The following is a 23,044-nucleotide window of genomic DNA, read 5'->3' as shown; positions in this document are numbered from 1 at the left end:
ATGGCTTATCTCGCCGAAGTCACCGCCTTGGCGGAACGACAGGCCGCGGGCATGGTGACGGAGCAGGACGGTTTTCTACGCTCGAACCCGTCTGATCGCGCACTTGCCCGCCGGATCAAGGTGATGGTGGCGTGTTATCGCGCGCCAGGAGCGTGGATGCACGCCGACAACAGGTTGCTTCGTGCGGCATGCTCGTTGGCCGAGCTGCTGAGGTCCCGGCAGCGTCACAGTGGGCTCTTCGACGGAGACAACCTGCAATCGCCGCCCGACACGGCCTTCACCGCCAACGACATGCTCGATACCCTGCGACTCCTCGAGCCGCTCTCTATTGCCGAAGGCACGGCCGAATGCCCCGACTGCGGCGGCAGTTCGGATGCGCGACTGACTGCCCGTCTCAGGCACGCACTCGATGCCTGTGTGGACAGGGTTGATGCGCCGCTGCGCATCGGCGGTGTGCACACGCCGAACCACCGTTGGGAACTGTGCCAGGCTCTAGCCAAGCTCGACGCACGCTGTCCGGACCCGGCCCGACGCGCACGTATCGACCAGTGGCTGGGCGAGGGCATCGACGTCGACCCCGACGGGCAGTACTCCGAACGCTCGGCCAACTATGCCGCCCATGTGACCAACAGGAGTCTGCTTGTACTGGCGCGAGAACTCGGCCGACCCGAACTGGAGGATGTGGTCGTGCGCAATCTTGAGGCGATTGTGGCCATGACCGATCCGGGCGGAAACGTTGAGACCGTCCACTCCCGTCGTCAGGACCAGTTCTTCACCGTGCCGCTCAGCCTGTTCCACCACCAGCTGCGGCTGGTCAGCATCACCAGGGGCCGGGGCGACCTGGCCTGGTGGTGCACTCGGGCCTGGTCCATGGGAGTGCCGGACCCGGGCGACGAGCTCAGCAATGCGCTGCTCGACATGCGCTGCACCGAGCCTCTACCTGAACCGGTCGCCCCGGAACCGGGCGAACGCCTGTTCGGCTCGGGACTCGCGGTGAATCGGCACCGCGACCGGTACCTGTGTGTCAACGGCGGCTCGGATCGGCATACGTGCGGGCGCACGGCGTCGGGGCTAGCCCGTAATCCGACCTTCCTGCACGCTTGGGTAGGCGGCGTTGAGATCAGGTCCCTGCGGCTGTCACGCGAGTTCTTCGCTCTGGGGCCCTTCCGTGCGGAGGGCATCCGGCGTGTCGGCTCGGGCGATGCGGCCGCATACCAACTCAGTGAGCGGGTCGCGGCGAACTACTACCACCCGCTTCCGGATGGATCGCGCAGTGCGGACGGCCACTACCCCCTGGAGTACGAGGGCCGGTTCGCCGCGGCCATGGCGTTCTCCCATCGAGAGCGGGACGCGCTGACATTGAGCACCGAAGTAACCGTGGTGCCTCGGCCTAACGGTTTCGACCTGACGGTCAAGACTTGGGGCCCTTGTACTCGCGTGTGCCTGGAGGTGGCGTTGCCGGACCTTCCCGCCGGGGGAGTCACGCGGTTTGAAGAAGGCATGTGGATACCCGACGCCGAAGAGGTGACCTGGGGAGAGGGCGATGGCGCTCTGCGGATCACCATAGCGGGGGACACGTGTCAGGCACCGCCCCTCTATGAGCCGGTGAGGAGCTCCGTCATGTGGGAGGCACGGATGCGCTCGGCGGACAGCGCCTGTACATATCCGCGCATGTACCGGCGAGATGCGCTTGCGCTTCCGCTCGTGTTTGGAGCCCGAGGCCGGCGGCGAGAACATAAGCGAGGCGCGGGACTGCGATGAGGAGATCCGGCCATGACCATTGACTTGACCGGCGCCGACCGATCGATGTTGCTCTTCGAAGCGGGAGATACGCTTGTGGAGACCACGTCGCCGCGGCCCTATCTGCACCCGATCCGTTCGCCTGGGGGTACCCTGCTAACGGAGATTGCGCCCGCTGATCACCCCCACCACATGGGGCTCTCGCTGGCGCTGCCCGACGTTAACGGTAACCACTTCTGGGGTGGCAAGACCTATGTTCCGGGGCGTGGATACCTCTGGGAGAACAGACATGGCCGTCAGCAGGTAATCGACGTACGACTGGGACGGCTTGGTGAGAAGCATAGCTCGGGAAACGTGTTTAGTGGGCGAAGTCTTGACTGCACGATTGACTGGATCGGTGCCGACGGGGTGACTCAGCTCATCGAGGACCGGTCGATTACCTGGTCGGGGTCACCGCCCGGAGCGTCCACCACGATGGCTGTGCTGAGTTGGAGCAGTGCCATCACGCCGCGGCACGATGCGGTTATCTCAACTCCCGGCGCCAGGGGACGCGTGGGCGCCGGCTACGGGGGAATTTTCTGGCGGTTCCCGCGGTGGTTCACGTGGGAGGTGTTCTCGCCCGAGGCACTCGGGGAGGAGCGCGTAAACGGGTCCTGCGGCGAGTGGATCACTATGCACGCCGCGCCGCTCTGCGCCTCCCAAGCTGCGACCGGACGACCGGGAGTCTCGGTGGTGCTGCGCCAGCGCGGTCCATACGTGCCCTGGTTCGTGCGGACCTCTGAGTATCCGGGTGCCGGCCCGGCCCTGGCATGGCAGGAATCGCTACGGCTCCCCGGCGGGCGTCCCTTCATGTTTGGGATGGACGCGCTGATACTGGACGCCGACCTGAGTACCGCGGCGCAGGTCGAGCGCGTCCTGGCCGAGGTCGGGTGGGGTCAGTGAAGCGGGCCCCGGCAATCGTCGTCGTCGGGATCCACGGGCATGGAGCCGGCCACCTGCGCCACGTACTGGAGTTGCAGGACCACGGACGGACCCGCCTGGCGGCAACGGTCGACCTTCAGCCGCCCGAGGTGGAGACTGGGGCCCCTCACTGGGAGACGTTGCGGCGCTGCCTGGAGGCGGTGGATGCGGACGTCGTCATCATTGCCACCCCCATCGCCACCCATTTGGAGCTCGCCACAACGGCGCTGAGCGGCGGCTGCGATGTGCTGCTGGAAAAGCCTCCCACCGCATCGATGGAGGACTATCACAGACTTCAAATGACTGCGGACCGCAGCGGGCGCCTCGTACAGGTCGGCTTTCAGGCGCTCGGCTCGACGGCAGTTCCCTGGCTCCGGCGCGCGCTCGCGGCGGAGATGATCGGCTCCGTACGTGCGGTGGGAATAGAGGGCTGCTGGAGCCGGCCGATCTCCTACTGGCGGCGTGCGCGGTGGGCGGGCAGACGCAGCCTCGACGGGCGCGACGTCGTCGACGGGGTGCTGACCAACCCATTCGCGCACGCCTTCGCCTCGGCACTGACGATCCTGGGATGCGGGCGCTCCGACGCCGTCGGGCCGATCACGCTCGACCAGTACCGGGTCAACGACATCCAGGCGGATGACACCTCGACGGCGCGAATCCAGAACCGGGCCGGGGTTCCGATAACCGCCGCCCTGACACTGTGCGCGGGGAGCGAGGCACCGCCGTTAATCACCTTCTATGGGGACCAAGGCGCGGTTGTACTGGCATATACGGAGGACCGTGCCCGGCAACTGGATGCGCACGGGAACACGGTGGCAGCCATCGAATACGGCCGCCGTGATCTGTTGTGCAATCTCCTGTCGGCGCGGCGGGGGGAGGAGGAGCTGCTGGTCCCGCTCGAATCCGTGAGCGGCTTCATGGTGCTGCTGGAAACCGTGCGACTTGCGCCGGACCCGCGCCCAATCGCGCCCGAGTTGGTTACTTGGAGGGATGAGCCGACGGCGGATGGGCTGGACCGGGCCCCGGTACTGCGTGATGCTGCCGAGTGGGTGCACCGATGTGCCTCCACTGGCCAAACCTTCCGCGAGGCGGGAGCGCCGTGGGCCACCGCCGGGGGATCTTCGCTGCGCTGTTTTAGCTAAGGAACGGCAGCACCCGCTCTGCGTAGTCGGCGGCTACGCGCTCGGCCACCTCACCGAAGGGCCGCTCCCAGATGTCGGTATTGAAGATCTCGGTCTCCACCGCTCCGGTGTAGCCGGCGTCGCGAACCCAGCCGGTGATCGCCTCGAAGTCGATGTAGCCGTCACCCACATACCCGCGCGAGTTGAGCGTGTCCTCCTTAAACGGGAGTACCCAGTCGCACACCTGGTAGGCGGCCAGCCGCCCCTGCGCGCCCGCACGCGCGATTGACGCGGCGAGCTGCGGGTCCCACCACACGTGGTAGGTGTCTACAACCACGCCCACCTCTGTGGCTGCGAAGGGGGCGGCAATGTCCAGCGCCTGTCCGAGCGTGGAAACGACGCCGCGATCGGCGCAGAAGATCGGATGCATTGGCTCCAATACCAGGCGCACACCACGTTCCCGGGCGTAGGGGACGAGTTCGGCCAACCGTAGTCCGACGCGTTCCCGCGCGGCGCCGAGGTCGCGCTCCGGTTGCCCGGCGTCGGGGGAGACGCCCATTCCCGGTTCCGGGTTGGCGGGCAACCCCCCGACCACCAGGATCAGTTCGCCGGTGCCCACGGCGGCAGCCTCATCGATGGCGCGGCGGTTGTCGTCAACGGCTGCCCGGGTCCGTTCGACATCAAGGTCGGTGAAGAAGCCTCCCCGGCACAGCGAGGAGACTCGCAGTCCTGCGTCCCGCACGATGCGACCCGCCTCCTCGGCCCCGACCTCCTGCACCCGATCCCGCCACAGCCCGACGGCCCCATAACCCGCCGCCGCCGCGGTCGTCACGGCCTCCGTGAGGGTGGCGTGCTTGATGGTCGCGGTATTGAGAGAGCACCGTGAAAGATCGAAACTGTTTGAAATCGCCACGACACTGACCTCGTCGTCACTTGGAAGGATCGTTAACGATCAGTATAGTAACTCTTAGAACATTTGCGTGGTTGTCGTGGGATCCCGCTCCAGATGCGCCTACCGACCTGCGGCGCCCGCGCCTTCACGAGATCCGCACGATCACAGGAGATCCCATGCAGGATGCCGTTGCCTACCCTCGTCCCGAGACCGCCGTCGCTATGGTGACCGGCGGCAACCGCGGCATCGGTCGAGGCATTACCGAGGAGCTGTTGCGTCACGGCTATGCGGTATCGCTCCTGGCCACGCGCCCGGAACCCACTGAGACTCTGCAGGAGTTGCGCTCGCTGCCGGACGGTTCCGGTCAGGTTGCCTACACCCAGGGAAGCGTCGACGACCTAGACGTCGGCTCCCGCTACCTCGCCGCCACGCTCGAGGCCTTCGGCCGCGTCGACTTGCTGGTGAATAACGCTGGCGTCGCCCCGCAGGTGCGCGCTGATTTGCTCCAGGCCGATCCCGCCTCCTTCGATCGCGTTCTGGCGATCAACCTGCGCGGCCCGTACTTCCTCACCCAGCTGGTCGCCCGCGAGATGATTGCCCAGCGCGACCGTGACCTCGCCTCCGCCGGCGTTGACCTTTCCGGCGGCCTGCCCGCATTGGACCGACCGGCGGCCGCCATCATCAATATCTCCTCCATCTCCGCGGATACGGTTTCGACCAACCGTGGCGAGTACTGCGTGTCCAAGGCCGGCGTCCACATGGCCACCCTCCTGTACGCCGCCCGCCTCGCCAACGAGGGCATCGTCGTCTACGAGGTGCGCCCCGGCGTAATCGCCACCGACATGACCGCCGGTGTCAAAGACCGCTATGACGCTCTCTTCGCTGCGGGTATCTCGCCAATGCCCCGCTGGGGCCGGCCCGACGACGTCGGCCGCACGGTGGCCATGCTCGCCTCCGGCAGCGCCCCCTATTCCACTGGCGATGTCATCCACGTCGATGGCGGCATGCACATTCCCCGTCTGTGAACCAGGAGCCGACTATGCCCGTTCAGTCATCCCTGCACATCGACGGCGTCGACGTGCCTGTCCTGTCCGCCAACACGGTCGTCGTCGGCACCGGGGCCGCCGGCTACTGCGCCGCGGACCGGCTGGTGCAGTATGGGCAGGAGGACGTGCTGATCATTTCCGATCGGGTCACCACCGGTTCCTCCCGCAATGCCGGCTCCGACAAACAGACCTACTACAAACTCACCCTCGGCGGCCCGGCCGGTGACTCGGTTGCCGAGATGGCGCAGACCCTCTTCGACGGCGGCGCCATGGATGGGGACCACGCCCTGGTTGAGGCGGCTCTTTCAAGCCAGGCGTTCTTGCACCTGGTCGATCTGGGCGTTGCCTTCCCCCGTAACCGTTACGGCGAGTTCGTCGGATACAAGACCGATCATGACCCGCGCCAACGGGCTACTAGCGTAGGCCCCTACACCTCGCGGACCATGGTCGAGCATCTGGAGGCCAAAGTCGGACGCGACGGCACGCGCGTTGTCGAGAACCTGCGCGTCATCGACGTGCTCGTCTCCGACGACCAGGCGGTGGGACTGCTGTGCCTGCGCCGCCGAGTCACGCAGGCGGAAGCGGCCACCGGCACCTCCCGCTTCCTGCTGGTGCGCGCCCGCTCAATCATCTATGCCACGGGCGGCCCGGCCGGCATGTACGCGCGCAGCGTCTTTCCGCACGGACAGTGGGGTGCCACGGGCGCCGCCTTCCGGGCCGGAGCCACCGGCAAGAACCTCACCGAGTGGCAGTTCGGTCTGGCCTCCATCGCGCCGCGCTGGAACGTCTCCGGCAGCTACATGCAGGTGCTTCCTGCTTTCGTCTCCACCGACGTCGACGGCGGTGATGAGCGTGAGTTCCTGTTCGAGGCAATCCCCGACCTGCGCCGTCTGTTAAGCCTGACCTTCCTCAAGGGATATCAGTGGCCCTTCGACATCCGCAAGGCTCGTGGTGGTTCCTCGCTCATAGACCTACTCGTTTACCGCGAGACCGTATTGCGGGGCCGCCGTGTATTCCTCGATTTCACCCGCAATTCCGGCGGTGTACAGCTCGATCCCGCTGCCCTGGATCCGGTGGCGCGCGAATACCTGGGCAGTGCGGGCGCGCTGTTCGGTACCCCGGTTGAGCGGCTGATCGCATGAACCCTCCCGCCTACGACCTCTACCGAGAGAAGAACCCGTCGCTCGACCTGGCGCGGGATCGCCTGGAGATCGACGTGTGCGTGCAGCACAACAACGGCGGACTAGCCGTCGACTGCTGGTGGCAGTCGACGGCGCTGACCGGATTCTTCCCCGTCGGCGAGGCGGCGGGTGCGCATGGCGTATACCGGCCCGGCGGTGCCGCACTCAACTCCACCCAGGTGGGATCCATGCGTGCAGCGCAGTGGATCGCCGCCCGCCGTCAGGGCGAACCGCTGGACATGACGGCATTCGCGGCTGTTGCCACCCCGGCCGTGGAAAACGCCGGTGCGTTCCTGGCCCACGCCGGGGCGCGAATTGCAGATGGCGACCCCGATAACACCGGCGTGTTGCTCGCACGTGCACAGCGACTCATGAGTGAACGCGCGGGCCTGGTCCGCTCAGCGCAGGGCGTGCGCGATGCCTTGAGGCGAGTGCGTGCGATGCTGACCGGCCTGTCCGACCGGATGGTGGTGGACCTGTCATCTCGGCGCAGCGTGGATCGACTCTTCCTGCTGCGGGACATTCTGACCAGCCAGTTCGTCTATCTTTCGGCCATTGACGACTACCTCCGGCGCGGTGGAGTTTCGCGCGGCTCGGTGCTCTATACCGATGCCGCGGGCCTGCTGCCGGAGGAGGGGTTGCCCGAGTCCATGCGCTACGTGCTCGACGATGGGGCGCTGGATGAGCAGGTGCAGGAGGTCGCGTTGCGGTACGGGGCCGACGGGGAGGTGGCCGTGGAGGCGGCCTGGCGACCTCGGCGCCCGATTCCGGACACGGGCGACGACTTCTTCGAAAACGTCTGGCGCGACTTCCGTGAGGACGGCGGGGTGCGCTGATAGGCCGGCAGTCCGCAGCGCCGTAGGGCGACATGGAGGCGATGGGGCGGCGCGCCAGTAGAACGGGCGCTATGGAGCGAGGTGTCCAGGGCGGCTGGTTCAAAAGGCGAGCTGCGGGACCGATAGCTTGCGGCCGGTGTCGGTAGATTCCTGACCCAGGGCCGCCAGTTGCACGCCGCGTGCTGCCGAAGCCAGCCCGTAGCGGTGCGGTCTGTCGGCGGCCACGTCGCGCAGGAACTCCTCCCATTGGGCGCGGAATCCGTTTGCCGGAGCGCCGTCGTCGGGCACCTCGGTCCACTGGCTCAGGAAGTCGATGTCGGCGGGGACGTCGGGATCCCAGTTCGCCCGCGGCGTGTTGGCGCGTTGCTGGGACTCGCAGTGGAATAGCCCGGCAACGGCCGAGCCGTGGGTTCCGTCCACCTGGAACTCTACGAGCTCCCGACGGTGCACGCGCACGGCCCAGGAGGAGTTGAGCTGAGCGATCACGGTCTTGCCGGCAGGTGTCTCGACCTCGAAGATCGCGTAGGCGGCGTCGTCGGCGGTGGCCGGATACGCTTCGCTCTGCTCATCCCAGCGGGTGGGGATGTGAGTGATGGCCTGGGAGTAGACGCTCTTGACGGAGCCGAGGATGCCCTCCAGAACGTAGTTCCAATGGCAGAACATGTCCACCATCATTCCGCCGCCGTCCTGCTTGCGGTAGTTCCAGGAGGGACGCTGACTGGGGCGAACATCGCCTTCGAACACCCAGTAGCCGAACTCGCCGCGCAGGGAGAGGATGCGACCGAAGAATCCCTCATCCACCAGGCGGCGCAGTTTGATCAGGCCGGGCAGGTAGAGCTTGTCGTGCACCACGCCAATGGTGAGATTCGTGGGTGCGGCGCGGCGGGCCAGGTCGACGGCCTGCTCGAGGGTTTCTGCGGTCGGCTTCTCGGTGTAGATGTGCTTACCGGCCTCGATTGCGGCCGTCAGGGCGGCGTACCGGCGCGAAGTGGTCTGGGCGTCGAAGTAGATGTCAACGTCGGGATCGGAGATGATCGCGTCCTGGTCGGTGGTCCAGCGGCTGAGGTCGTGACGGGCGGCGATCTCCTTGAGCTTGTTCTCATTGCGACCGACCAGGATCGGCTCAACTTGGAGGCGGGAGCCGTCTTCGAGGAGCAGCCCGCCGTCGGCGCGAATCGGCAGGATCGACCGGACCAGGTGCTGGCGATAGCCCATGCGGCCGGTGATGCCGTTCATGGCGATGGTGAGGGTCCGGGACGTCATTGTCGCTCCTGCCTGGTAGCGCTCGCGGGCAGGACTCCTGCTGAACGTTCCTGTCCTAAACTGAACGATAGCGAACTGTTCAAACAGAATCAATCAGACGGTGTGCGTACGGGGCAGCGCGCCCCGTATCGGCTTACTTCCCGGCGTTGCGCAGGCGCAGAGAGTTGGTGACCACGATGACGCTGGAGGCAGCCATGGCGGCGCCGGCGATCATGGGGTTGAGCATCCCCGCCGCGGCCAGCGGGATCGCGGCCACGTTGTAGGCGAAGGCCCAGAACAGGTTCTGCTTGATGATCCGCAGCGTGTCCCGGCTAACGCGGATCGCTGTCACCACCGCGTCCAGGTCGGCGCGCACCAGGGTGATGTCCGCGGCCTCGATGGCCACGTCCGTGCCCGAACCCATGGCGAAACCCAGCCCGCGGGTACCGGCCTGGGCCAGGGCAGCGGCGTCGTTCACGCCGTCGCCGACCATGCCCACCACATGTCCCTCCTCCTGCAGGGCCGCAATCACGTCGCGCTTGTCGCCCGGCAGCACCTCGGCGCGGACATCATCTGCGGTGATGCCGACCTCCCGGGCCACCCGGTCGGCGGTGCGGCGGTTGTCGCCGGTCAGCAGCACCGGGCGCACCCCCAGCTCGCGCAGCGCAGCAACCGCCTCCCGGGAGGAGGGACGCACCGTGTCGCGCACGGCCAGCACCGCGCGGGCGGCGTCGTCCACGGTGAGCACGACGGCGGTCGCGCCGGACTCCTGTGCGGCGGCGACGGCGTCTGTGGCTTGTTCGGGCAGGGCCACCCCCTGCTCGGCCAGCCAGGCCGGCCGACCCACCCGGACCTGGTAGGTGGTGCCATCCAGCGTCACCGAGCCGGAAACGCCTCGCCCCTCATGGTTGGAGAACTCCTGCACCGCCGGCACCTGCCCCAGCTGCGCCTTGGCGGCCTCCGCGATGGCGCGGGCCACCGGGTGCTCGCTGGCGGCCTCAACGCTCCCGGCCAGGGCGAGGGCGCGCGATCGCATGCCCTCGGCGCCGTCCCAGGTGACGATCCCGTCGGCGTCCAGGCGCATGCGGCCCTCGGTGACGGTGCCGGTCTTGTCCAAAACGATCGTGTCCAGGGTGCGGGTGGACTCCAGCACCTCCGGACCCTTGATGACCACGCCGAGCTGGGCGGCGCGCCCGGAGCCGACCAGCAGCGCCGTCGGCGTCGCCAGACCCAGGGCGCAGGGGCAGGCGATTACCAGCACGGATACGGCTGCCATGAATGCGGGCTGAGCCGGGTGCCCCAGCAGCAGCCACACCGCCAGCGTGGCCAGAGCCAGCACGATCACCGCGGGCACGAACACCCCGGAGATGCGGTCGGCCAGGCGCTGCACCGGCGCCTTGCCGGCCTGGGCCTCGGTGACCATCGCACCGATGCGCGCCAGCGTGGTCCCCTCGCCCACCGCCGTCGCTCGCACCAGCAGCACGCCGGAGGTGTTCACGCAGCCGCCGGTGACGGCATCGCCGGGTCCGGCCTCCACCGGAACCGACTCGCCGGTCAGCATGGAGCGTCTACGGCGGAACGGCCCTCGATAACCACCCCGTCGGTGGCGATCTTCTCGCCCGGGCGTACCGCGAACAGGTCGCCCGCGGCCAGGGCGTCGATCGGGACCGTCTCCTCGGTGCGGGTGGCGTCGGCGCGGGGGGCGCCGTCGTCGTCGAGCACGTCGACGGCGTCGGTGGAGCCGGAGGGGGCGGTCAGCGTGACCCGGGTGGCCTGGGTGGCGCCGAGCTCCAGCAGGGCGCGCAGGGCGTCGCCGGAGCGGTAGCGGGCGCGGGCCTCCGCGTAGCGGCCCGCCAGCAGGAAGGTGGTCACCCAGGCGGCGGATTCGAAGTACATGTGCACCTGGTGGCCCTGGGCGCGGGGGAGCAGCTCCATGCTCATGTGCGCCCCCAGTTGGCCGGCGCCGCCGAAGATCAGCGCCCACAGGCTCCAACCGGTCGCGGCGATCACGCCGAGGGACACCAGTGTGTCCATGGTGGAGGCGCCGTGGCGCAGCGCTCGGAACGCGGAGCGGTGGAAGGGCCAGGCGCCCCAGGTCGCCACCGGCAGCGCCAGTGCCGCCACCACCCACTGCCAGCCGGTGAACTGCAGCGCGGGAAGCATCGACAGTGCCATCACCGGGATCGACAGCACCAGGCAGACGATCAGGCGGATGCGCAGGTAGGCGGCCCGGTCGGCCTGGGACTGGCCGAACATGGGGGCCGGTGTCGTCTGCCCGGGGGCCGCTGGTGCGGCCGCGTCGGTGGTGGAGGTGGTGTCGGGCTCGGTGTCTGCCTCCCCGGACTCCGCGCCGGGCTCCGGGGAGGGCTCGGCGGCCCGAGCGCCGTCGTGGTCGCCAAGCTCGGTGCGGCCGGTGACGGTGGCGGTGTAGCCGGCGCGCGCTACCGCATTGATCAGCTCCTCATTAGTCACCGGTGCGTTCAGTGTGACTCTGGCGGACTCGGTCGCAAGGTTCACGGAGGCCTGCACGCCGTCGAGCTTGCCCAGCTTCTTCTCCACCCGCGCCACGCAGGAGGCGCAGGTCATCCCCCCGACCGCAAGATCGACGGTGGCGACCGGCGCCGGGCTGGACACGGCGTCGGGGGCGGTGCCCGCCGTGGTGCCGGTGGGCTGAATCGGCTCAGACATGTGCGTCAGGCTCCTATCGTGAGCTCAGGCGACGTCGCGCTCGACGGCCTCGAGGGTGTAGTCCCCGGCCTCGTCGATGGCCTCGGCCAGGGCGGCATCGGAAAGAACAATGTCGGAGACGACCGTCGCCACGGACTGCCCGCCCTTGTTGAGGATCACGGAGACGTTCTTGACGCCGTCGAGGGCCTCCAGCTCCTCGGTCACGTGAGCGACGCAGTGCTCGCAGGTCATCCCGGAGATCCTCAGGGTGGTGGTGCGGTCGACGCCGTCGGCGGTGAACTCGGACATGATGGGCTCCTTAACTGAGGTGTGGTTTTGAATCTGGTTCGTGAGCGGCGAGAGCCGGACTGGAAGGGTGCCGCCGCGCACCGTGCGGTCAGGACCTGACCAGGCGGGCGATCGCGTCGGAGGCCTCGCGGATCTTGGCGCGGCCCTCCTCGTCGGAGGACTGTGCCGCGTGCAGCACGCAGTGTTCATGTGGTCCTCGAGCAGGCCGAGGCTGACCGCCTGGAGTGCCTTGGTGACCGCGGAGACCTGGGTGAGCACGTCGATGCAGTAGGCGTCCTCCTGGACCATGCGTGAGATGCCGCGCACCTGTCCCTCAATGCGGCTCAGCCGCTTGAGGTAGTCCTCCTTGGTTCCCGTGTAACCGGCCACCGTTCCTCCTGTCTGTCGCGCCGCGGTCGCATGCCTCAGCCCTGTGCGGATGCGGTATCAACTGCATCCACGCGGTGCGGGCCACACCGTGCACCACCTGCGACAATACCCCTAGGGGGTAGGGGTTGCAATAGGGTCGAGGCGCGCGGTGGATGAGGCGCCGCACTCGCCCGGTCCCTGCTCCGAGTTGTTGCCGCCTCCTCCGCCCTTTGCCGTCTGGTACGAGCCTTTGTCTCCTGGTGTACGGGAGTTTGCCGCGCACCAGAGAGCAAAGCCTCGGAGCAGGGTGCAAAGTGTCGGGGAAGATGGTGCAGCGGTTCTCACGCTGTGGGCTGACTGACTTGTCCGCGTGCAGCGGACCTCGTCGACGGGCAACTCGGCCACTGCATTAGTGGCGCCAGCGACATCAGCGCGGAGCGCGGCACGGCCAAGGCCGTCGTAATGCCGGGATGTCACAAATCGCACCACTTTCACCGGTCTCGGCGCAGGCTTGTCGCCGTGATCCGCGCAATCTCGCGGTTTGGCTGGGTGTCCACTCGTGGTATGCGCGGAAAGTGGTGCATTCCGTGACAGTGATGCGGGTTGCGTTGGGTTCGGGGAATCTGGCTGAGCGGATCTCCCGACAGAGGTTGCAGGGAAAGGGATGTTGGCGGGGTTCCCGACGCGTCGGTTGTGGGATGCTGGTCACATGAGTGAGCAGCGCGCGCCCGCGGACATGGACGCCTCCTGGGCCCCGATCGGCTGGGAGCCCAGCGACATCGGTCTTGACGACGCCCCCTTCGGCACCGTCCTGGGCGACCCGCTCATGGGCTCGCCCATCTTCGACGTCTCGGTGCTCGACGCCGCGCCCACCTCCGACGCAGAAGAGACCCAACCGCGCCCCGCACAGGCACCCAGCACGTCGCGGCCCACCGCCGCAGCTCCCCCCAGCAGTCGCAGCCAGCACCAGCAGGTGACGCAGCGAGCCAGCCACCGTCAGTCCACCACTCGTCCTCAGGCGCGGCCCTCCTCCCGGCCCGTTTCCGCAACTTCCGGCTATGGGCTTGTGTCCACGGCCGTCGGCACCGCGCCCGATGGGCCGGCCGCCATGACGGCGGTGCAGCAGGCTCCCGGCACCCCAGGCGGGACCCTGTACGCCCGCGCGTGCAGCTGCCATCGCACCCGGCGCCAACTGCCGCGGCCAACCGGTCGCCAAGCGGCGCGCAGGTGCAGCGGACAGGTCCGCCGGCGCAGGATCCCTACGGACGTCCTCCGGCTTCCGCGCCAACCGGTTCACGCTCAGCGCCCCAGCCGCGCAACCAGAACCAAGACACCAGCAACATCGAGAAGGTGGTGGCCACCGGGATCGGGTGGGTGGTGTTCATCCTGATGATGATCATCTTCGCCAGCATGTGAATCCCGCCGGCGCGCGTTGCCGGGACTATGCGGGCGGTTGCCGGACTCAGCCTTCCAGGTGGTCGACCAGGTGGGCGGCCAGGCCCGTGTAGGTGGCGGGCGTCAGGGCGAGCAACCTGGCCTCGACGTCGGCGGGCATGCCCAGGGAGGCGATGAAGTCCCGCATGGACTCGGCCGTGACCCGCTTGCCGCGGGTGAGTTCCTTGAGCCGCTCGTAGGGGTCGGCCATGCCGGTGGCCCCGGCCACCGACGCCGCCCGCATGGCCTGCTGCACCGGCTCTCCCAGGACCTCCCAGGCGGCGTCGAGGTCCTCCGCCAGGCGGGCGTGGTCGACGTCTAGTCCGGCCAGGCCGCGGCGAATGTTGTCGATCGCCAGCAGCGAGTGCCCCAGCGCCACCCCCACATTGCGCTGCGTGGTGGAGTCCGTCAGGTCGCGCTGCAGGCGGGAGGTAACCAGGGTGGCGGCGAGCGTGTCCAGCAGCGAACAGGAGATCTCCAGGTTCGCCTCCCCGTTCTCGAAGCGGATCGGGTTGACCTTGTGCGGCATGGTGGAGGAGCCGGTCGACCCCTGCGCGCTTAGGCGCTGGCGGAAGTAGCCCAGGGAGATGTAGGTCCAGGTGTCGGTGGCCAGGTTGTGGGCCACTCGGTTGAAGCGGGCGACGTCGGCGTACAACTCCGCCTGCCAGTCGTGGGACTCGATCTGGGTGGTCAGCGGGTTCCAAGTCAGCCCCAGGGACTCCACGAAGGCGCGGGCGATCTGCTCCCAGTCGGCGCCCGGCACCGCGACCACGTGCGCGCCGAAGGTGCCGGTGGCTCCGTTGATCTTGCCCAGGTACTCGGTGGCCTCCACCCGACTCACCTGACGGCGCAGGCGGTGGGCCAGGACCGCCAGCTCCTTGCCCAGGGTGGTGGGGGTGGCCGGCTGGCCGTGGGTGCGGGCGAGCATGGCGGCGTCGGCGTGCGCGCGGGCCATGGCGGAAAGGTCGTCCACCAGGCCGCGGGCCGCCGGCAGCCAGACGGCGGCGACGGCGTCGCGAATGGTCAGCGCGTAGGCGAGGTTGTTGATGTCCTCGCTGGTGCAGAAGATGTGCACGATCTCGTGCACCTCGGGCAGCACCGTGGTGCCCAGGGCGTCGGGGGCGGCGTCCAGGCGCCGCTTGAGCAGGTACTCCACCGCCTTGACGTCGTGGCGGGTGACCGCCTCGATCTCGGCCAGCTCGGCGATCTGCGCGGCGCCGAAGGAGTCGACGATGCCGCGCAGGTAGGCCTTCTCGGCGTCGGACAGCACGGGGGCGCCGGGTAGTACGCGGTGGTCGGTGAGGTGGATGAGCACTCCACCTCCACGCGCAGGCGCGCCCGGTTCAGGGCGGCCTCGGACAGGTAGTTGACCAGGGGCGCCACGACGGCGCGGTAGCGGCCGTCGAGCGGGCCGAGGGCGATGGCGGGGGAGACGGTGGCAAGGTCGACCATGACGCCGATTCTGCCAGGTGCTGCCGGTGGTGGATGCCTGCATCTCAGCCGGGTCGAGTCAAGTGCGACGGTAGGGGCGTGTAGGCGTTCGGGGTGGTTTTGTCCGAGATCGGCAGTAACGCCGAATCTGACGTTCCGGAGTCAGTCCGCAACCGCATGATTCCAACAATCTTCGAGACGCCCTATGGCGCTGGAAGCTCGTTCGTGCCGATTTGGGACATTCCGGGTCTCAGCCTCGAGCCGGCTACGGCGTCTTAGCATGGGCGCCGTAGCCGAAGAAGTACGGCGGTTGACCGCCGGCGACCTGGCGAGCAGCGAGATGCACGCATTGATGCGTGCTGCTGAAGTACCTCGCCGTGTCCGCTGCTTACCGCGGGCGCGGGATTGGAGGCCGGTTGGTGCGCCAGGCTGCCCGGCTGGGATCCCCGGTGGTTGCGGAGACCGACGACAACGCCGGGTAGCTGTCGGGCGCGCCGCAAGGATGATCCGGTGCGCCCAAGGACTGGCTGGCCCTGGCCGCGCTCGTGGCCGACGCCGTCCTGGCTGCCGCCTCCGGCACCTGGGAGGTGGAGGCGGCCGAGGAGCGCTGGCGCGACGTCGTCTCACCCGCAGGTGAGCCGGGAAGGCGCTCTGACGCCGTCGTCTGCCTGCGCCGCGGCGTGGTGCGGGTGTGAGCGGCCGGAGGGCGGAGAGGATGGCGCCATGAGCGAGCCCTCCAGCCGCTACCAGCACGCGCCCGAGCCGGGCTCCGACGACGTGCCCCAGTGGGTCAACGACCTGGTGCCGATCGCCGAATACGCCCGCGCCCTGCTGCGGGTGGACGCACCGGCACTCGCGCTCGCCGTGACCGCGGTTCTGGTATTGCCGCAGCTGATGCCGCTGCCGGCTCCCTGGGTGACGACGGCGTGCATGGCGCTGGGGGCATTCCTGGCGCTGCGTCACGGCGGGCCGGCGCGCATCAGTCGCCGCGCGGGCTCCGCCGCGGCGGATAGTCCCACCGTCGCCCTGCGCCCCGGCGGGCGCACGGGCGCGCTACTGGTGGTGCTCGACCTGTTGCTGTCAGCCACCGGCCTGGCCGCATGGGCCGGCCTGGCCCTGGCCGGAACCGAGCGGGCACTGCTGGTCGCAGCCACCGGTGCCACCGCGGGCCTGGCGGTGGGCGTCGGCCTGGTTGCCGTCAGGGAGCTGGTCGGACGGTGCAGCGCGGCGGTGCGCGCGGCGTTCGCGGCTGTTGCGCTGGCCGCCGTCACCGCAGTCGTCTACGGCCCCGTGCTGGTAGCTCCCTCTTGGTGGTGGATGCTGGGCCTGGCCCTGCTCGTGGACGCAGTCGGCGCCATCTCCCTGCGTGTGGGCGCACGCAATGACCGCCGCTTCTCGCGGCCTGCCGACGCCACATAAACCCAGCCTCCCCCGCGCCGCTGCACTCTGCGACTTCCAGCCCAGCCGTGTTGCCCGCCCGACGTGCATAGCTCCGCGGCCCGCCCGGACGGTCACCAAAACCCACAGGGAGCGTTCGTGCAGCCCTGCGGCTACCGCATTCACAGGCCCCCTGCGCGGCGTGTTCCGCGTTCTTAGCGTTGAGGCATGTCTTCCTTCCTCCTCAGCCTCGCCGCTGATAAGACCGCCACCGGCACCGCCATGGTTCCGGCCTCGGTGCCGGCCGGATGGACCGGCGCCGCGGCCACCGCCTGCCAGACCAGTCTCGACGAAGTCGTCGCCCTGATCGCCGGCCTGGACACGCTCATGACCGACGCCCAGGACGCCATGACCGTCTACGAGAACGCCAAGAGCCAAGCGGGGGACGACTAATGACCGCCGCCACCTCTACCGGTCCCTCCACCGAGGACCTCGACGCCCTCAATGCGCTGGACCTGCGCACTCCGCTGGCCAGCTATGCCACGCCGAGCGGTGTCCAGGCCGGATCCACCCCGTTCGGGCAGTTCGCAGCCGGACAAGTCAGCACTCCCGCCGGCGCGGGTCCCTACACCCCGGACGCGTCGCTGCCCTACAGTCTGACCTGGCCCGGCATGGCGAGCGGCACCAGCGTCGTCGTCAGCGGCGGTGCCTACGGGGTCAACACCGACGACCTCACCGATTTGGCTGCCACCCTCAATGGCGCGGCCGACTGGCTGGAGGACGCCCGCGACCTGGCGCTGACTTCTCTCACGGATCTGCGCTGCAACGGTTTCGGATTCACCATGTACCGCCGGCCCATGACCGCCTCCGACCAGCACAACTTCAGATTCGGCATGCCCAGCCAGTCCTCGACCGCCTCCGACCAGAGCAGTTCCGGTTTCATCTCCAAAAGCGACGCCCTCACATCGGGCGGCGGGCAGTGCTACATCTGGCAGCTCGACCCCTGCGCCACCGAGTGCGCCAACGCCATTTCCGCCCTGGAGGCCCTAACCAGCGGGGTCGGCTCGCTCGACGACGCCGCCACCAGCCTGCGCACGCTCGCCACCGACATCACTGCCTGCGGCACCGCCTACACCGATGCCGACACGGAGATCGACGGTAAGTGGCTCCTCATGCTGCAGGGGCTCGCCTGGGATCGAACATTCCCGGCGTGACAAGCACCGCCCCGGGTGTTCAGATGGCCGTAGCAATCCTGGCCCTGCTCAGCGTCGACGGCGCCACCCTGCCCGCCGGCGTCGACGATGCGCTCCAGGGACTAGAAACCGTACTGGACGACCCCTTGCTTGCGGGGTGGGCGACCACCGACCTGATGATCATCGTGGGCCTCGCCGCGTGGGCGCAGCAGGCGAACAGCGGACACGAGGCCGCCGTCATCGAGACCTACATCGGACGCGTTGCCGAGGAGCTGGACCCAGCCATCACCGCAGCGCTCCCCGAGCAGGTACACGTCGGCAGCCGCACGGTGGACACCTCATCGCTTACGCCTATGCAGCGTGTGGCCTATTACCTGGCGCTGCGAGCAGAGGCAGACGGCGCATACCGCTACGGGGAACCCACCGGCGTGACCGTGACCCCGCGCGGCGGGCAGTCAGTCACGGTCCCGACCGGCGTGCAAGACCCCTTCGGCCTCGGGACCGCTGTGCCCGCCGTCGCAGCCGGCTTACCGCAGGTGTACACGTGTGCGCCGCAGCCCGGCACGGCGGCCGAAGTCATCCGGTACTCCGCCGACATGAAGAGCCGTGACGAGGATATCTCCTCCGGCATCGTCTCCATCCTGCGCACCGACCACGCCGACGGAAGCACCTCTTGGCTCGTCGTCGTCCCGGGTACGACCGACTGGGGCAGTGGCAACACCAACCCGCAGGACCTGCTAACCAATCTCCAGGCCGTCTCCGGTCGCCCCACGGACATGGAGAGCGCCGTGGTCACCGCCATGCGCGAGGCCGGCATCGCCCCGGGCGACAGGGTCGGCCTCTACGGTCACTCCCAGGGTGCCATCACCGCATCCAACGTGGCCGCGGACCCGGCCGTCAACGCCCAGTTCAACATCACCAACCTGCTGACCGCCGGCGGCCCCACCGCGGGGGCAGACCTGCCGGACAACGTCAACGCCCTCCATATCGAGAATACGGGCGACGCCGTGCCCGCACTCGACGGCGCCGCCACCCCGCGCACGCCCACCCGCACCGTGGTTACCGTGGACACCAGCGCCGCTGACGTGGACGGTTACCCGCATGGGGCACCGATCTACGCCGACGCCGTCGACGGCATCAGCGGAGACCCCCAGATCGACCAGTGGACCGAAGAACTCGCCGGCCTGACCGGGGCGGGTGAGTTCGGCGCCGACACCACCGAGATCATCTTCGACATCACCCGCGACAGCCCCGACACGGTTTGGGAGCGGGCCGCACGGAAATTCGGCAAGCAGGGGTGAGGCACGGATGCGCCGACTCGGCTCCGAAAGGTCCCGGTCAGCGGTCGCTCGGTCCCAGAATGCCGACGATGATCGCAGAGGCAACCGACACGATCAGCGAGCCCACAATCGCGGTGCCGAAGGAGGCCACATGCAGTCCCAGCGTCATTCCCGCCCCGGTGCTCACTCCGGCTAGCAAGTCCGTGATTCGGCTGGTCAGCATGAGCATCGCCCCGTTGACCACCAGCGCGAACAGCCCGAAGGTCACCACGTACAGCGGAAAGGCCAGCACGTGCGCCACCGGTTTGATCAGCGAGTTCACCAGTGCCAGCACCAGGCCCACCACCAGCAGGTTGACCACGGTCAGCGTCAGGCTCGGCGTGCCCGGAACGGACATGCCGTCCAACAGCGCCACCGCCAGCCACAGGCCGGCCGCGTTCCCGAGCGTGCGCACAATCAAGTCCATGCAGCCATCCTCCCAGAAGCTGGCTGCGGCGGGAACGGGATGCGGGTCACTAAGCCCGGCACTGCGTGCAGGATGAGGGCATGACCTCCGTGCACATCCGCTCCGCCGTCCAGACCCTGCCCGCCTATGTTCCCGGCGCCCGCTCCACTGGGGAGGACGTCGCCAAACTCTCCAGCAACGAGCTGCCCTACCCGCCGCAGCAGAGCGTGCTCGCCGCCTTGACCGATGCCGCCGGAGGCGTCAACCGCTACCCGGAGATGACCGGGGATGCACTCGTGGAGGCGCTTGCGCGGCGGTACTCGGTCACCCCCGCGCAGGTGGTGGTGGGCAACGGGTCGGTCGCCCTGATCCAGCACATCCTGGACGCCGTCTGCGACGAGGGCGACGACGTCGTCCTGCCGTGGCGCTCCTTCGAGGCCTACCCGATCTGCATTGCCGTGGCAGGGGCGCGTGCCGTCAAGGTGCCGCTGACGGCTGACGGTCGCCACGACGTGCCCGCCATGATCGACGCCATTACTCCGCGTACCCGTGCCCTGCTCGCCTGCACCCCGAACAACCCCACCGGCCCGGCCCTGACCAGCGCCGAGCTGGCCGCACTGGTGGAGGGCGTTCCCGAGCGGGTGCTCGTGGTGGTGGACGAGGCCTACCTCGACTTCGTCACCGACCCGGAGGTTGGTGATGCGCTGACCCTGTTGGAGGAGCACCCGAACCTGCTGGTCAGCCGCACCTTCTCCAAGGCGCACGCCCTGGCCGGCCTGCGCGTGGGCTACCTCGTGGGGGAGTCCGGCATCATCTCCGCCATTCGAAGCGTGGCCACTCCCTTCGGCGTCAACCTGCCGGCGCAGGCCGCTGCCATCGCCGCCCTGGAGCCGGAGGCGCTGGCCAAGACCGCCCGGCGCGCCGCCGCCGTCGCGACCGAGCGCGACCGGGTGCTGGCCGGGCTGCGTGAGCAGGGCTGGCAGCTGCCCGATGCGGAGGGCAACTTCTACTGGCTGGCCGTGGGGGAGCAGACGGCCGCGCTCGCCGAGCACCTGCGGGCGGCCGGCATTCTGGCCCGCCCGTTCGCCGGCGAGGGTGTGCGTATCTCCGTGGGCACCCCAGCCGAGAATGACCGTGTGCTCGCCGCCACCGCCGCCTGGCGCGCCCGCTGAACGGCGTGGTGGCTTTCCGTCAGTGAATGGCGATGGTGAGCAGGAATAGCAGGCAGAAGACGATTTCAGTGATGCCCAGTGTCCGCGGGCGCAGCGGCGTGCTGCGGGCGCGCACCAGGTGCCATTGCCACAGCGGAACCACCAGGCGCGCACCGCCAGCACCACCCACAGTGCGGCGTGCGCCCACGGCAACCAGCCGCCGCGGGCGAGCCACACCGCGCCCGAGGCAACGAGTGCATGCCAGGCGGCTCCACCGGCCAGGAGCGGCCGGTTGAAGCGCTCGCGGATCATTGACTTGATGTAGGGAACCGTGCCGCAGAAGTAGGCGGCGGTCAGCGCGGTGACCAGCCACATCCACGCCCAGCCGGTCAACTCCCCGTTGGGGGAGGCACCGGGCAGAGCGGTCGCGTCCGCTCCGGTGCCCAGGAAGCCGCCCCGGCCGCCGACTCCGAGCGAGTAGGTGATGGCCGAGACGAGTGAGGCGGCGGCGGTGGCGGCCAAGCCCGAGAGGAGTGAGCGGTCCCGGCCGCGCCAGGCCTCCCACAGGGCGATGCCGAACAGCGGCGCCAGTGGTACCGCCCACTGCAGCAGGTAAGGTGCGACGGCCAGCGTCACCACGACGAGCAGCGCCGTCCAGGTGGTGTAGACCGCCAGCGGCGGCAGTGCGAGTGCGCGGCGGCGCGGAGAGTGGGCACGGGCCCACTGCGACCAGGCCCAGTAGGTCAGGTAGGTGCCCAGCCAGGCGGGGACGAACAACAGGTTCACCCAGCTGAACCGCCCACGACCCAGCCCACGATCGGAGGCAGCAGCAGCATGTAATGCGCGCCGTGCTGGTTCGGCAGCCAGGCGCGGTGATTGGGACGCGTATGCGGACGCGCCGCAGCGCCCGTTGTGGCGGAGCCCGATCGAGCAGGCGGCGTCTCTGTGCGGCTGGCCCGTGTGGACGAGGGACGCACCGGTTCGCCGGTGGCCAGCAGGAGGTCGTCCTCGGGGCCGGGGCGGGACTGTTGGTGCGGGATGGCGCCGAGCGGCCCACGCGCGCCGGAACCGGTGGAGGCCGAGTCCGCTCCGGGGGCGTCCGCGTCTGACAGCCCGGAGACGTACTCAATGTGGCGGTCGGAGGGATCGGAGGGGCGCTGCTGAGTCACGCCAACCAGCCTAATTGGCGCGGTTCTGTCAGGGAATGCACCACTTTCAGGTCTCACCCATCCTCATTGCCGTACCGATCCGCACGATGGTGCGCACGGGTTTCTGATTCGTGGGCGGGACAACACGAATGTGGTGCATCCAGTGACACCGATGCCGGTTTCTGCGGATGGTGTGGATGGGGGGAACGCCCTTGTGGGCGGCCCGCTGCACCGAAGAGGCGTCGGGAGGTGCCTGTTTTCCACAGGCCGTAGTTGCTCGTTGAGCATCTGTTGTGATGTTTGACAGCATTTGATCGTGGATCGTGTTAATAGAGAAACCCGTCTCCTGGCTGACCTCAGTCGTTGCGGCGCAGCGAGGCGTGCAACTCTGTGCCATGACCGCTCCGACTGGCGCACCCTCTCGGCGCTGGTCGAGGGAGGCAAGGTCAGTTCCTATCCTCAGGGGGTCGTTGCGCTGCCGGGGGCAGACCGGGCAAAGGTTGTGGCCAGGCGTGTCGGCGGCCTGCTCACTTGCGGGCACGCTCTTGCCCACTACGGGATTCCCCTCCGCCGGCAGCCGACTGTTGTTCACGTCGCTGTTCGGCGCGGACGCAGCCATACTCCGTCCGGAGTGGGACGGGTCGTCATCCACCGGGTTGAGGGGCTGGCACTGCGGGATCCGCTGGAGCCGCCGGTCGCCGATCCCGAATCCGTCGTGCTGACGGTCATGCGGTGTGCCGACGAACTCGATGCCTTGATCGCGCTGGATGCCGCGCTGCGAATCGGGCTGGTTGACAAGACCATGCTTTTGACCAGGTTGGTGGGCCCGCGTAATGGTCGCCTGAGGTCCCTGTTGGGGTGGGCTGATCCTCGGGCTCGATCCCTCCTGGAGACGATTGCTCGGTACGACCTGCAGGAGGCTGGACAGGAGCCGGAAGTCGCCGCCGATCTCGGCTTCGAGGTGGACCTGCTCATGGGGCGCCTGGTCATCGAGACGGACGGATACGCCTACCACGGCGACCGGGACTCCTGGGAGAACGACCGCCGGCGCGACCAGTCGCTGCTGCGGCGCGGTTATGTGCCGCTCAGGCTGACCAGTGCCAGGTGCTCTCACGGCAGACGGTGCAACTCGTTGAGCCAGTGGCCCGCCGCCTGGGCTGCTGGCGTGAGAGCTGACCAAACGAGGAGCGCATGGGAGTAGCGATACAGCCGGGGTCCGGCGACGGGGTTGCTCCCCGTCGCC

General features: G+C 68.6%; 19 protein-coding genes and 4 pseudogenes. 15 read left to right on the top strand and 8 right to left on the bottom strand.

The features are described 5' to 3' along the window. Positions 1 to 156: 156 nt before the first annotated feature. From BW737_RS02585 to BW737_RS02575, 3 genes are read left to right on the top strand one after another with little or no spacing between them, the layout of a single operon-like run. Entirely contained in the window at positions 157 to 1,761 is a 1,605-nt protein-coding gene (locus tag BW737_RS02585; protein ID WP_086614597.1) for a hypothetical protein, read from the top strand. A 12-nt stretch (positions 1,762 to 1,773) separates the two neighbouring features. Next, positions 1,774 to 2,682: a DUF6807 family protein gene (locus BW737_RS02580; protein WP_086614621.1), complete on the top strand. Its 909-nt coding sequence runs from the start codon at positions 1,774 to 1,776 to the stop codon at positions 2,680 to 2,682. Continuing rightward, positions 2,679 to 3,842, top strand: a complete 1,164-nt coding sequence (locus BW737_RS02575; RefSeq protein ID WP_180272017.1) for a Gfo/Idh/MocA family protein — start codon at positions 2,679 to 2,681, stop codon at positions 3,840 to 3,842. The genes BW737_RS02580 and BW737_RS02575 overlap by 4 nt, the downstream gene beginning before the upstream one ends. On the opposite strand, the gene BW737_RS02570 is transcribed toward BW737_RS02575, so the two are convergent. Further along, on the bottom strand, positions 3,835 to 4,734 hold the full coding sequence (locus tag BW737_RS02570) for a sugar phosphate isomerase/epimerase family protein (protein ID WP_218961750.1): 900 nt from the start codon (positions 4,732 to 4,734) through the stop codon (positions 3,835 to 3,837). The genes BW737_RS02575 and BW737_RS02570 overlap by 8 nt on opposite strands. A 155-nt stretch (positions 4,735 to 4,889) precedes the next feature. Here BW737_RS02570 and BW737_RS02565 point away from each other — a divergent pair, with 155 nt between their 5' ends. Genes BW737_RS02565 through BW737_RS16585 form a run of 3 tightly spaced genes read left to right on the top strand, consistent with a single transcriptional unit; the run spans position 4,890 to position 7,776 of the window. Then, the gene (locus BW737_RS02565) at positions 4,890 to 5,738 is read left to right on the top strand and encodes a 3-ketoacyl-ACP reductase (protein WP_086614599.1); all 849 of its coding nucleotides are present in this window, start codon (positions 4,890 to 4,892) and stop codon (positions 5,736 to 5,738) included. A 14-nt stretch (positions 5,739 to 5,752) separates the two neighbouring features. Then, the gene (locus tag BW737_RS16590; RefSeq protein ID WP_218961749.1) at positions 5,753 to 6,901 is read left to right on the top strand and encodes an FAD-dependent oxidoreductase; all 1,149 of its coding nucleotides are present in this window, start codon (positions 5,753 to 5,755) and stop codon (positions 6,899 to 6,901) included. Further along, positions 6,898 to 7,776 carry an L-aspartate oxidase gene (locus BW737_RS16585; RefSeq protein ID WP_218961748.1) on the top strand — a complete coding sequence of 293 codons (879 nt, stop codon included), beginning with the start codon at positions 6,898 to 6,900 and terminating at the stop codon, positions 7,774 to 7,776. Before BW737_RS16590 ends, BW737_RS16585 begins: the two co-directional genes overlap by 4 nt. Before the next feature lie 99 nt (positions 7,777 to 7,875). On the opposite strand, the gene BW737_RS02555 is transcribed toward BW737_RS16585, so the two are convergent. The 4 genes and pseudogenes from BW737_RS02555 to BW737_RS02540 form a co-directional block, all read right to left on the bottom strand. Further along, on the bottom strand, positions 7,876 to 9,039 hold the full coding sequence (locus BW737_RS02555; protein WP_086614600.1) for a Gfo/Idh/MocA family protein: 1,164 nt from the start codon (positions 9,037 to 9,039) through the stop codon (positions 7,876 to 7,878). Positions 9,040 to 9,172: 133 nt separating this feature from the next. Then, positions 9,173 to 11,604: pseudogene (locus BW737_RS02550) on the bottom strand (heavy metal translocating P-type ATPase). A 126-nt stretch (positions 11,605 to 11,730) separates the two neighbouring features. Continuing rightward, positions 11,731 to 11,994 (bottom strand): heavy-metal-associated domain-containing protein, encoded by a 264-nt coding sequence (locus BW737_RS02545; protein ID WP_086614601.1) that lies wholly within the window; start codon positions 11,992 to 11,994, stop codon positions 11,731 to 11,733. A gap of 88 nt (positions 11,995 to 12,082) precedes the next feature. After that, positions 12,083 to 12,363 (bottom strand): annotated as a pseudogene (locus BW737_RS02540) (metal-sensitive transcriptional regulator). Positions 12,364 to 13,051: 688 nt separating this feature from the next. On the opposite strand from BW737_RS02540, the gene BW737_RS15530 reads away from it, so the two are divergent. Continuing rightward, a complete protein-coding gene (locus BW737_RS15530) occupies positions 13,052 to 13,732 on the top strand; it encodes a hypothetical protein (RefSeq protein ID WP_143233238.1) in 681 nt (226 codons plus the stop codon). A gap of 72 nt (positions 13,733 to 13,804) precedes the next feature. On the opposite strand, the pseudogene purB reads toward BW737_RS15530, so the two are convergent. Next, a pseudogene (gene purB / locus BW737_RS02525) lies at positions 13,805 to 15,228 on the bottom strand (adenylosuccinate lyase). A gap of 335 nt (positions 15,229 to 15,563) precedes the next feature. On the opposite strand from purB, the gene BW737_RS19785 reads away from it, so the two are divergent. From BW737_RS19785 to BW737_RS02500, 6 genes are all read left to right on the top strand, one after another. Continuing rightward, positions 15,564 to 15,689, top strand: coding sequence for a GNAT family N-acetyltransferase (locus BW737_RS19785; protein WP_420835695.1), 126 nt, complete (start codon positions 15,564 to 15,566; stop codon positions 15,687 to 15,689). 63 nt (positions 15,690 to 15,752) lie between these two features. Continuing rightward, positions 15,753 to 15,902 carry a hypothetical protein gene (locus tag BW737_RS02520; RefSeq protein WP_257210392.1) on the top strand — a complete coding sequence of 50 codons (150 nt, stop codon included), beginning with the start codon at positions 15,753 to 15,755 and terminating at the stop codon, positions 15,900 to 15,902. A gap of 28 nt (positions 15,903 to 15,930) precedes the next feature. Next, positions 15,931 to 16,626, top strand: coding sequence for a hypothetical protein (locus tag BW737_RS02515; RefSeq protein WP_086614603.1), 696 nt, complete (start codon positions 15,931 to 15,933; stop codon positions 16,624 to 16,626). Between the two features lie 186 nt (positions 16,627 to 16,812). Further along, positions 16,813 to 17,037: a hypothetical protein gene (locus BW737_RS02510; protein ID WP_086614604.1), complete on the top strand. Its 225-nt coding sequence runs from the start codon at positions 16,813 to 16,815 to the stop codon at positions 17,035 to 17,037. Next, positions 17,037 to 17,798 (top strand): hypothetical protein, encoded by a 762-nt coding sequence (locus BW737_RS02505; protein WP_086614605.1) that lies wholly within the window; start codon positions 17,037 to 17,039, stop codon positions 17,796 to 17,798. Before BW737_RS02510 ends, BW737_RS02505 begins: the two co-directional genes overlap by 1 nt. 23 nt (positions 17,799 to 17,821) lie before the next feature. Then, positions 17,822 to 19,078, top strand: a complete 1,257-nt coding sequence (locus BW737_RS02500; protein WP_086614606.1) for a hypothetical protein — start codon at positions 17,822 to 17,824, stop codon at positions 19,076 to 19,078. Between the two features lie 37 nt (positions 19,079 to 19,115). On the opposite strand, the gene BW737_RS02495 is transcribed toward BW737_RS02500, so the two are convergent. Beyond that, a complete protein-coding gene (locus BW737_RS02495) occupies positions 19,116 to 19,523 on the bottom strand; it encodes a phage holin family protein (RefSeq protein ID WP_086614607.1) in 408 nt (135 codons plus the stop codon). An 80-nt stretch (positions 19,524 to 19,603) separates the two neighbouring features. On the opposite strand from BW737_RS02495, the gene hisC reads away from it, so the two are divergent. Then, on the top strand, positions 19,604 to 20,674 hold the full coding sequence (gene hisC / locus BW737_RS02490) for a histidinol-phosphate transaminase (protein WP_086614608.1): 1,071 nt from the start codon (positions 19,604 to 19,606) through the stop codon (positions 20,672 to 20,674). A 19-nt stretch (positions 20,675 to 20,693) separates the two neighbouring features. Here the strand turns inward: hisC and BW737_RS02485 are convergent. Next, a pseudogene (locus BW737_RS02485) lies at positions 20,694 to 21,822 on the bottom strand (YwiC-like family protein). A gap of 610 nt (positions 21,823 to 22,432) precedes the next feature. Between BW737_RS02485 and BW737_RS17475 the strand changes: the two are divergent. After that, complete coding sequence (locus BW737_RS17475) at positions 22,433 to 23,002, top strand: hypothetical protein (protein ID WP_257210391.1); 570 nt, start codon at positions 22,433 to 22,435, stop codon at positions 23,000 to 23,002. Positions 23,003 to 23,044 lie beyond the last annotated feature (42 nt).

It is taken from the genome of Actinomyces ruminis, from assembly GCF_002154335.2.
GTDB lineage: Bacteria > Actinomycetota > Actinomycetes > Actinomycetales > Actinomycetaceae > Actinomyces > Actinomyces ruminis.
Note: the sequence above shows the minus strand (reverse complement) of the source record. Positions and strands in the feature narration are given on the sequence as shown.

Coding starts and splice junctions, on each gene's coding strand:
- BW737_RS02585 (WP_086614597.1), top strand. CDS start 157: ATGCACGCCGACAACAGGTTGCTTCGTGCGGCATGCTCGTTGGCCGAG.
- BW737_RS02580 (WP_086614621.1), top strand. CDS start 1,774: ATGACCATTGACTTGACCGGCGCCGACCGATCGATGTTGCTCTTCGAA.
- BW737_RS02565 (WP_086614599.1), top strand. CDS start 4,890: ATGCAGGATGCCGTTGCCTACCCTCGTCCCGAGACCGCCGTCGCTATG.
- BW737_RS16590 (WP_218961749.1), top strand. CDS start 5,753: ATGCCCGTTCAGTCATCCCTGCACATCGACGGCGTCGACGTGCCTGTC.
- BW737_RS16585 (WP_218961748.1), top strand. CDS start 6,898: ATGAACCCTCCCGCCTACGACCTCTACCGAGAGAAGAACCCGTCGCTC.
- BW737_RS02555 (WP_086614600.1), bottom strand. CDS start 9,039: ATGACGTCCCGGACCCTCACCATCGCCATGAACGGCATCACCGGCCGC.
- BW737_RS02545 (WP_086614601.1), bottom strand. CDS start 11,994: ATGTCCGAGTTCACCGCCGACGGCGTCGACCGCACCACCACCCTGAGG.
- BW737_RS15530 (WP_143233238.1), top strand. CDS start 13,052: ATGAGTGAGCAGCGCGCGCCCGCGGACATGGACGCCTCCTGGGCCCCG.
- BW737_RS02515 (WP_086614603.1), top strand. CDS start 15,931: ATGAGCGAGCCCTCCAGCCGCTACCAGCACGCGCCCGAGCCGGGCTCC.
- BW737_RS02510 (WP_086614604.1), top strand. CDS start 16,813: ATGTCTTCCTTCCTCCTCAGCCTCGCCGCTGATAAGACCGCCACCGGC.
- BW737_RS02505 (WP_086614605.1), top strand. CDS start 17,037: ATGACCGCCGCCACCTCTACCGGTCCCTCCACCGAGGACCTCGACGCC.
- BW737_RS02500 (WP_086614606.1), top strand. CDS start 17,822: ATGGCCGTAGCAATCCTGGCCCTGCTCAGCGTCGACGGCGCCACCCTG.
- BW737_RS02495 (WP_086614607.1), bottom strand. CDS start 19,523: ATGGACTTGATTGTGCGCACGCTCGGGAACGCGGCCGGCCTGTGGCTG.
- hisC (WP_086614608.1), top strand. CDS start 19,604: ATGACCTCCGTGCACATCCGCTCCGCCGTCCAGACCCTGCCCGCCTAT.